The following is an 891-nucleotide window of genomic DNA, read 5'->3' on the forward strand; positions in this document are numbered from 1 at the left end:
CACGCTTTGGCGTGGATTTTACCAATATACTGAACTAATTCGTTTAATAAATAAAAATATTATAGCATAAATATGCTATTACTTTCTTTATCCATGTCCAGGCTTCCTAACGCTCCAAGATCTAAAGAATAAATCTCATCAGTACCTTTGCGTAAATTCAAAAAGTACCCAAGATCACCATCTTGACCAATTAATAAAACGTCAGGCTCAACCTCTTGAATTGTATATGTATTATTTCTTTCAAGTAAATCAAAACAATTGAATACATAAAGCAGGTCACCATTTGCTCGTTGAATTTCATAAGAATCAGTGTCCTTGACGTTCTCAATCATAAAGCGCTTATATTCAGAAGGTAAAGACCTGCGTATGAGTTTTTCAATTTCATTTAACTGATCAATTAAATCCTGTTTTTCCATATCGGCTTACCTATTAATGAATAGGTTATATATCAAAATAAATATTACTATTATTAGACTCTCTCAATTGGTCAAAATATTTATACGAGTCACTAATCGATTTCCTTGCCTGCTGCTTTGGAAAACCTGCATCAATCATTTCTTTGTAACTGATATGAAACTCTTGTTTCAACGTTGTATCCCAACCTCCCGGTAAAGCTCTACGAGTTCGTTGAGCAGAACTTATATTTCGTGCGGACTGCCTGATGCGGATTTAAGTAACGTAGCAGGTGCAGTATTTCTCTGGTAACCGTTAATTCTTTTCTTAGCCCAAGCATCTTGTATTGGGTGGTGACTTTGTACAAACCCATCATTTTTACTATTTGTGTGGCCCGACGCCCTGTTTACACCAGGAGAAAGATTACCATGTGGATCAACATCACCCGTTTTATATCCGTTCGGTGCTTTACATCTCGACAACCCCCACGGACCCACC

1 protein-coding gene and 1 pseudogene are annotated in these 891 nt (G+C 36.7%); both read right to left on the reverse strand.

From position 1 onward, the window contains the following. Positions 1–59: 59 nt before the first annotated feature. Positions 60–416: a hypothetical protein gene (locus IM313_RS12145; protein ID WP_048998412.1), complete on the reverse strand. Its 357-nt coding sequence runs from the start codon at positions 414–416 to the stop codon at positions 60–62. Between the two features lie 25 nt (positions 417–441). Continuing rightward, positions 442–890, reverse strand: a pseudogene (locus tag IM313_RS22785) (Rhs family protein). Position 891 lies beyond the last annotated feature (1 nt).

The organism is Enterobacter cloacae complex sp. P2B (genome assembly GCF_014895985.1).
Lineage (GTDB): Bacteria > Pseudomonadota > Gammaproteobacteria > Enterobacterales > Enterobacteriaceae > Enterobacter > Enterobacter bugandensis.

Excerpts from the sequence above, each read along its gene's own strand:
- IM313_RS12145 (WP_048998412.1), bottom strand. The coding sequence starts at position 416 with ATGGAAAAACAGGATTTAATTGATCAGTTAAATGAAATTGAAAAACTC.